The organism is Frankia sp. CoWAU3 (genome assembly GCF_977971855.1).
Genome location: NZ_CDWWXB010000004.1, coordinates 27,755 through 35,902, shown reverse-complemented (window position 1 = coordinate 35,902; position 8,148 = coordinate 27,755). Strand labels below are relative to the sequence as shown.

At 70.4% G+C, this 8,148-nt stretch carries 4 protein-coding genes and 1 pseudogene; all 5 read left to right on the top strand.

Annotation, left to right across the window (positions count from 1 at the left end; genetic code table 11):
- Positions 1 to 772: prolipoprotein diacylglyceryl transferase (locus tag AC08ON_RS01175; protein ID WP_476616309.1), on the top strand; the 772-nt coding region annotated here is incomplete at its 5' end.
- A gap of 281 nt (positions 773 to 1,053) precedes the next feature.
- On the top strand, positions 1,054 to 5,610 hold the full coding sequence (gene gltB / locus AC08ON_RS01170) for a glutamate synthase large subunit (RefSeq protein ID WP_476606048.1): 4,557 nt from the start codon (positions 1,054 to 1,056) through the stop codon (positions 5,608 to 5,610).
- Between the two features lie 59 nt (positions 5,611 to 5,669).
- Complete coding sequence (locus AC08ON_RS01165) at positions 5,670 to 7,112, top strand: glutamate synthase subunit beta (protein ID WP_476606049.1); 1,443 nt, start codon at positions 5,670 to 5,672, stop codon at positions 7,110 to 7,112.
- A 152-nt stretch (positions 7,113 to 7,264) separates the two neighbouring features.
- Positions 7,265 to 7,885, top strand: coding sequence for an adenylate kinase (locus AC08ON_RS01160; protein WP_476606050.1), 621 nt, complete (start codon positions 7,265 to 7,267; stop codon positions 7,883 to 7,885).
- Positions 7,886 to 7,888: 3 nt separating this feature from the next.
- Positions 7,889 to 8,148: pseudogene (locus AC08ON_RS01155) on the top strand (hypothetical protein); the annotation flags it as partial.

The window sequence follows — 8,148 nt, the reverse complement described above, 5'->3', positions numbered from 1 at the left end:
GGCGCCGGGCATCATCCTGGCCCAGGCGATCGGACGCTGGGGCAACTGGTTCAACCAGGAGCTGTACGGCAAGGCGAGCACCCTGCCCTGGGCGGTGCGCATCGACGAGAAGCACCAGATCATCCCCGGCGTGTCCACCTATCAGCCGACCTTCCTCTACGAGTGCCTGTGGAACCTGGTGGTGGCCGGGATCCTGTTGGTCGTCGATCGGCGGCACCGGCTCGGCCGCGGCAAGCTGTTCTGCCTCTACGTCGCGCTCTACACGTTCGGCCGGTTGTGGATCGAGATGCTGCGCATCGACACGGCGAACCAGATCCTCGGGCTGCGGGTCAACATCTGGACCTCGATCGTTGTCTGTCTGGGGGCGTTGCTGGCGCTGGCGGTCACCCGCAGTCCCGTGGATCCGAATCTGTCCAGGGAGGAGCAGGAGGCCCTCGGAATCGCCCGTTCCCGGCCCGCGGCGCGGTCCACGGTGACGACTGCCGGTACCGCCGACCAGCGGGCGGCCGGTCCCGATTCGGCTGGTCCCGATTCGGTCGATCCTGATCCGGCTGGTCCCGATCAGGCCGATCCTGGTTCCGCCGGGTCGGTGCCCGATGCCGCGGTGCCCGATGCCTCCGGGCCGACCACCGCCACCACCACCGCCGCCACCACCACCACCGCCGTACCGGCTGGTTCGCAGCAGAGCCGCGGCCTGGCGACGAGATTGCCGGCGAGCGGTGGGCACACGTCGGCCGCGGCCGTTCCGCCGGAGGAGCCGCAGCTGCCCTGATGAGACGCCGGAGACGCCTGAGACGCCGTCTCCGGCGGGGCCCCGGGCGTCGGCTGGACCGTCGACCTTCCCCTACTTGTAGTGACCGAGGCCGGGCGGGGAGGTATGACGTCATCTGGCGGTGATCTCCTGGACATATTTGATCGCGGCGCATGAGCGGGCCGCGTGGCACACTCGGTAGAGACACGGGGCGCCGGGCCAGCGTCGCCGTGCCGTCACACCACTCGGACAGCGTTGTCCGCACCCCCTTCAGCCCCTGAAGATGGACAGGACTTCGCCGGATGCCGAGTGCGCAAGGTCTTTACGACCCCACCTTCGAACACGATGCCTGTGGCGTCGGCTTCGTCGTCGATGTACACGGCAGGCGCAGTCACGAGCTGGTCGAGCAGGGCCTGACCGTGCTGCGTAACCTCGACCACCGGGGTGCCTCGGGCAGCGACCCGGACACCGGCGACGGAGCCGGCATCCTGGTGCAGGTCCCCGACCTGTTCCTGCGTGACGTCGTCGACTTCACGCTGCCCGCCCCGGGGCGTTACGCCGTCGGGATCGCCTTCCTGCCGCAGGTCTCGGGGGAGCGGGACGAAGCCGTGCGCACCATCAGCCGCATCGTCCGCCAGGAGGGGCTGCGGGTCCTCGGCTGGCGTGAGGTGCCGGTCGTCAGCCACATCATCGGGCACGCCGCCCACGAGGTTGAGCCGCGGATGCGGCAGCTGTTCCTCGCATTGCCCGGTAGTCTGCCCGCCGCCGGTCCGGTTGAGGGCGGCGCGGGGGACGGGTTCGACCAGGCCGACCTCGAACGTCGGGCGTTCTGCGCCCGCAAGCGGATCCGCCGGGAGACCGGCGTCTACTTGGCGTCGCTGTCGTCGCGGACCCTGGTCTACAAGGGGATGCTCACCACCCACCAGCTCTCGGTCTACTTTCCCGACCTCGACGACCCCCGGTTCACCAGTGCCATCGCGCTGGTGCACAGCCGGTTCTCCACGAACACCTTCCCGAGCTGGCCGCTGGCGCACCCGTACCGGTTCGTCGCCCACAACGGGGAGATCAACACTGTCCGCGGGAACCGGAACTGGATGCGGGCCCGCGAGGCGCTGCTCGCCAGCGACCTGATCTCCGGTGACCTCTCCCGGCTGTTCCCCGTCTGCGCGGACGGGGCGAGCGATTCGGCGAGCTTCGACGAGGTCCTGGAACTGCTGTACCTGGGCGGTCGCAGCCTGCCGCACGCGGTGCTGATGATGATCCCCGAGGCGTGGGAGAACCACACCGAGATGGACCCGGCACCGCGCGCCTTCTACCAGTTCCACTCCACGCTGATGGAGCCGTGGGACGGCCCGGCCTCCATCGCGTTCACCGACGGGACGGTCATCGGGGCGGTGCTCGACCGTAACGGGCTGCGGCCCTCGCGGTACTGGGCCACCGACGACGGCCTGGTCGTGATGGCCTCCGAGGTGGGCGTGCTCGACATCCCGCCGCACAAGGTGGTGCAGAAAGGCCGGCTCCAGCCGGGGCGGATGTTCCTGGTGGATACCGCCGAGGGGCGCATCGTCAGCGACGAGGAGATCAAGTCCGAGCTCGCGAACGCGGCGCCGTACGCGGAGTGGCTGCACGCCGGTCTGATCGAGCTGGACGACCTGCCCGAGCGGGAGCAGCTCCTCTACGGGCGCTCCTCGGTGCTGCGTCGCCAGCAGGTGTTCGGCTACACGCTGGAGGAGCTGCGCGTGCTCGTCGCGCCGATGGCGCGCACGGGCGCGGAGCCGATCGGCTCGATGGGCACCGACACGCCGGTGGCGGTGCTCTCCAGCCGTCCCCGGCTGCTGTTCGACTATTTCACCCAGTTGTTCGCGCAGGTCACCAACCCGCCGCTGGACGCGATCCGCGAGGAGTTGGTGACGAGCCTGGGCCGGGTGCTCGGCCCGGAGGGCAACCTGCTCGCGCCGTCCCCGGCGTCCTGCCGGATGGTGCACCTGCCCTATCCGGTGATCAGCAGCAGCCAGCTTTCGAAGATCATCGGCATCAACGACGACGGTGACATGCCCGGCTTCGCCTCGGTGACGGTCCGTGGCCTGTATGACGTCGACGGGGGCGGCGCGGCGCTCGCCGCCCGGCTGGCGGAAATCTGCGCCGGGGTCAGCGAGGCCATCGCCGACGGTGCCCGCATCGTCGTGCTCTCTGACCGGGACTCCGACACGCGCAAGGCCCCGATCCCGTCGCTGCTGCTGACCGCCGCCGTGCACCACCACCTGATCCGGGAGCGGACCAGGACGAAGGTCGGCCTCATCGTCGAGTGCGGTGACGCCCGTGAGGTGCACCACATCGCGCTGCTCACCGGCTACGGCGCCGCGGCGGTCAACCCGTACCTGGCATTCGAGTCGATCGACAGCCTCATCGCCGAGGGCGAGATCGTCGGGGTGTCCCGGGAGCAGGCCGAGGAGAACATGATCAAGGCGCTCGGCAAGGGCGTGCTGAAGGTGATGTCCAAGATGGGCATCTCGACGGTGGCGAGCTACACCGGTGCCCAGGTCTTCGAGGCGATCGGGCTGTCCCAGGAACTGATCGACGCCTATTTCGCGGGTACCCCGTCGCGCCTCGACGGCATCGGACTCGACGTCATCGCGGCGGAGGTGGCAGCGCGGCACCGGCGGGCCTATCCGCCGATCGCCTCCGAGCACGCGCACCGCACGCTCGAGGTCGGCGGCGAGTACCAGTGGCGCCGCGAGGGTGAGCTGCACCTGTTCAACCCGGAGACCGTCTTCCTGCTCCAGCACGCCACCCGTACCCGGCAGTACGAGACCTTCCAGAAGTACACCGCCCGGGTCGATGGTCTGTCCCGGGAGAACGCGACGCTGCGGGGTCTGTTCGAGCTGCGTACCGGGGTGCGCACGCCGGTGCCGATCGAGGAGGTCGAGCCGGCCTCGGAGATCGTCAAGCGGTTCGCGACCGGCGCCATGTCCTACGGCTCGATCAGCGCCGAGGCGCACGAGACGCTGGCTATCGCCATGAACCGGCTCGGCGGGAAGTCGAACACCGGCGAGGGCGGCGAGGACGCGGAGCGGTTCACGCCGGACGCGAACGGGGACCTGCGCCGCTCCGCGGTCAAGCAGGTCGCCAGCGGCCGGTTCGGGGTGACCAGCGAGTACCTCGCCAACGCCGACGACATCCAGATCAAGATGGCCCAGGGGGCGAAGCCCGGCGAGGGGGGGCAGCTTCCTGGCCACAAGGTCTACCCGTGGATCGCGAAGACGCGGCACTCGACGCCCGGTGTCGGGCTCATCTCCCCGCCGCCGCACCATGACATCTACTCGATCGAGGACCTCGCCCAGCTCATCCACGACCTGAAGAACGCCAATCCCAAGGCCCGGGTGCACGTCAAGCTGGTCGCCGAGGTCGGCGTCGGCACGGTCGCCGCCGGGGTCTCCAAGGCGCACGCCGATGTGGTGCTGATCTCCGGGCACGACGGCGGGACGGGCGCCTCGCCGCTGACCTCGCTGAAGCACGCGGGTGCCCCCTGGGAGCTGGGGCTGGCCGAGACCCAGCAGACGCTGCTGCTCAACGGCCTGCGCGACCGCATCGTCGTGCAGGTCGACGGGCAGCTGAAGACCGGCCGCGACGTCATCGTCGGGGCGCTGCTGGGGGCCGAGGAGTTTGGTTTCGCCACCGCCCCGCTGGTGGTTGCCGGCTGCGTGATGATGCGCGTCTGCCATCTCGACACCTGTCCGGTCGGTGTGGCGACCCAGAACCCGGAACTGCGCAGGCGGTTCACCGGCAGGCCCGAGTTCGTCGAGGCCTTCTTCACCTTCATCGCCGAGGAGGTGCGCACTTACCTCGCCGCGCTGGGCTTCCGCAGCCTGCAGGAGGCGGTCGGCCGGGTCGACCTGCTCGACGCCCGCGCCGCCGTCGACCACTGGAAGGCCTCCGGCCTCGACATCACCCCGTTGCTGCACACCCCGGAGCGGCCCTTCGGCGGCTCGCTGAACTGCACGTCCAGCCAGGACCACGGGTTGGACAAGGCGCTGGACAACTCGCTGATCCAGCTGTGCGAGGGAGCGCTCGACGACGGCCGGCCGGTCTGGCTGGAGATGCCGATCCGCAACGTCAACCGGACCGTGGGCACCATGCTCGGCTACGAGGTGACGAAGCGCTTCGGCGCGGCGGGGCTGCCCGACGACACGATCCAGCTGCGGTTCACCGGCTCCGCGGGGCAGAGCTTCGGCGCCTTCGCGCCCCGCGGCATGACACTGACCCTCGAGGGCGACGCGAATGACTACGCCGGCAAGGGCCTGTCCGGCGGCAAGATCTTCGTCTTCCCGCCGAAGGAGTCCCCGCTGCGGGCCGAGGAGAACATCGTCGCCGGTAACGTCCTGCTCTACGGGGCGACGGGCGGCGAGGCGTTCTTCCGCGGAATCGTCGGCGAGCGGTTCTGCGTGCGCAACTCCGGGGCGACCGCGGTGGTCGAGGGGGTCGGCGACCACGGCTGCGAGTACATGACCGGCGGCACCGTGCTGGTGCTCGGGGCCATCGGGCGCAACTTCGCCGCGGGCATGAGCGGCGGCGTGGCCTACCTGTACGACCCGGTCGAGGCGCGGATCAACACCGAGATGGTGGACGTCGAGGCGCTGGACGACGCCGACGAGACGATCGTGCGGGACCTGCTCGTCCGGCACCGCCGGGAGACCGGTTCGACGGTGGCCGCCCGGCTGTACACCGACTGGGACACCGTGCGCGGGTCGTTCCGTAAGGTGATGCCACGGGACTACAAGCGGGTGCTGACCGCCATCCGGCAGGCGCAGGAGCAGGGGCTCGTCGCCGACGAGGTCATCATGGCGGCGGCTCGTGGCTGACCGGGCCGCCAAGCACGACCCGACCATCATCGCGATCGCACGGACCCGACAGGAGCGGCATGGCTGACCCGACCGGCTTCCTCAAGCACCGCAGGGAGCTGCCGAAGCGCCGTCCCGTGGACGTCAGGATCACCGACTGGCGTGAGGTGTACGAGTCGTTCCCCGAGGAGCATCTGCGCACGCAGGCCAGTCGGTGCATGGACTGCGGCATCCCGTTCTGTCACGAGGGCTGTCCGCTCGGGAACATCATTCCGGAATGGAACGACCTGACCCGGCGCGGCGACTGGGTGGACGCCATCGAGCGGCTGCATGCGACGAACAACTTCCCCGAGTTCACCGGGCGGCTGTGCCCGGCGCCGTGCGAGGCGGCCTGCGTGCTCGGCATCGGCGACGATCCGGTGACCATCAAGCAGGTCGAGGTCAGCATCATCGACCGCGCCTGGGCCGACGGCACCGTGGTCCCGGTTCCGCCGTCGCTGCGTACCGGCAAGCGGGTGGCGGTCGTGGGCTCCGGCCCGGCCGGTCTCGCCGCCGCCCAGCAGCTCACCCGGGCCGGCCACGAGGTCGTGGTCTATGAACGGGCCGACCGGATCGGCGGCCTGCTCCGCTACGGCATCCCCGAGTTCAAGATGGAGAAGCGGGTCTTGGACTGCCGGCTCGCGCAGATGGCGGCCGAGGGCACGTCGTTCGTCACGTCCTGCAACGTCGGCCTCGACATCTCCGCGGACGAGCTGCGTTCCTCCCACGACGCGGTGGTCCTCGCCGGGGGATCGACGGTCGGCCGGGACCTGCTCGTTCCCGGCCGCCAGCTGGGTGGCATCCAGCTGGCGATGGAGTTCCTGGTGCCCGCGAACCGGGTCGCGCAGGGGGACCTGCCCGAGTCGCCCATCTCCGCCAAGGGCAAGAACGTGGTCATCATCGGCGGCGGTGACACGGGCGCGGACTGCCTGGGCACCTCCCACCGCCAGGGCGCGCTCTCCGTGCACCAGCTCGAGATCATGCCCCGGCCGCCGGAGCTGCGGGCCCCGGCCAACCCGTGGCCGTCGTACCCGATCATCTACCGGGTCTCCAGCGCGCACGAGGAGGGCGGCGAGCGGGTCTTCGCCGTCTCCACCGAGCGCTTCCTCGGTGACGAGGACGGCAACGTGCGGGCGCTGCGCATGCACGAGGTGCGCCTCGTCGGCGGGAAGTTCGAGAAGGTCGAGGGTACCGACACCAAGCTGCCCTGCCAGCTGGTGCTGCTCGCCATGGGGTTCACCGGTCCGGAACAGTCCGGCCTGCTGACCGATCTCGGGGTGGAGCTGGACGCGCGCGGCAACGTGGCGCGCGACGCCGGGTGGGCCTCCTCGGTCCCCGGCGTGTTCGTCGCCGGGGACATGGGACGCGGGCAGTCGCTGATTGTCTGGGCGATCGCCGAGGGACGTGCCGCGGCCGCCGCCACCGACCGCTGGCTGATGGGCAGGACGGACCTGCCCGAGCCCATCACGCCGACGCGTCGCTGACCGGGAGCCTGCCGGCCCCGGCGTGCGGCCGGAACATCGGAGCACTTTTCGGCCGAAGATTCATGTGATCTGCCTTGCTCCATGCCGGATCCGCGGCGATTGACCGGACTCGCCGACCGGCCTGGTGACCTGCGGCGGTACCGTTCAGTGCCATGAGGCTCGTGCTGCTCGGTCCACCCGGCTCCGGCAAGGGAACCCAGGGCGCTCGCATCAGCGCCCGGCACGGCATCCCCTCGATCTCGACCGGTCGGCTGTTCGACCGGCAGATCGCCGCGGGTACGCCGCTGGGCCATCGCGCGGAGCGCTACGTCCGCGCGGGCGAGCTGGTCCCCGACGAGATCGTGCTCGACATCGTCGCCGACCGGCTCGAGAGTGGCGTCGACTGTGCGGTGGGGTTCCTGTTCGACGGGTTCCCCCGGACCTACCCCCAGGCCGAGGCGTTGGACCGGATGCTCGTGGTGACCTGCGGCCCGCTCGACGCGGTCGTCGACGTCGACGAGGTGCTCGACCGCATCCGGCGCCGGTCCCGCACCGAGGACCGGGTCGACGACGCGGAGGACACCGCCCGTCGCCGGTTGAAGGTCTTCGAGCAGGAGACCGCACCATTGCGCCGCTACTACCAGCGGGGTGGCCTGCTGCGCACGGTGGACGGTTCCGGCAGCCCGGACGAGGTTGCGGCCCGCATCGAGGAGATGCTGGCGGACGTCGCCCATCCGGGTCTGCGGGCCCATCCGGGTCTGCGGGCCCGGCCAGGTCTGCCTGTCTGTCGGTAGGCCATGGGTCGCCGAGGAGGGGAGCGGGGGCGCCTCGCCCTCGTCGCCCTCGTCGTGCTCTGCTGGCTGCCGCTGGTCGTCGTCATCACCGCGTGGCGGACCGTGCTGAACCCGGCCTTCTACTCGCAGTCGCTGAACCGGGCCGACGCCTTCGACCGCGTCTACACCCAGGTACTGCCCGATCCTGCGGTCGACACGTTGCTGGCCGGCCTCCCGGTCGACAGCTCCCTCGTCACCGCGAACCTGCGCACGGTGCTGCCCCC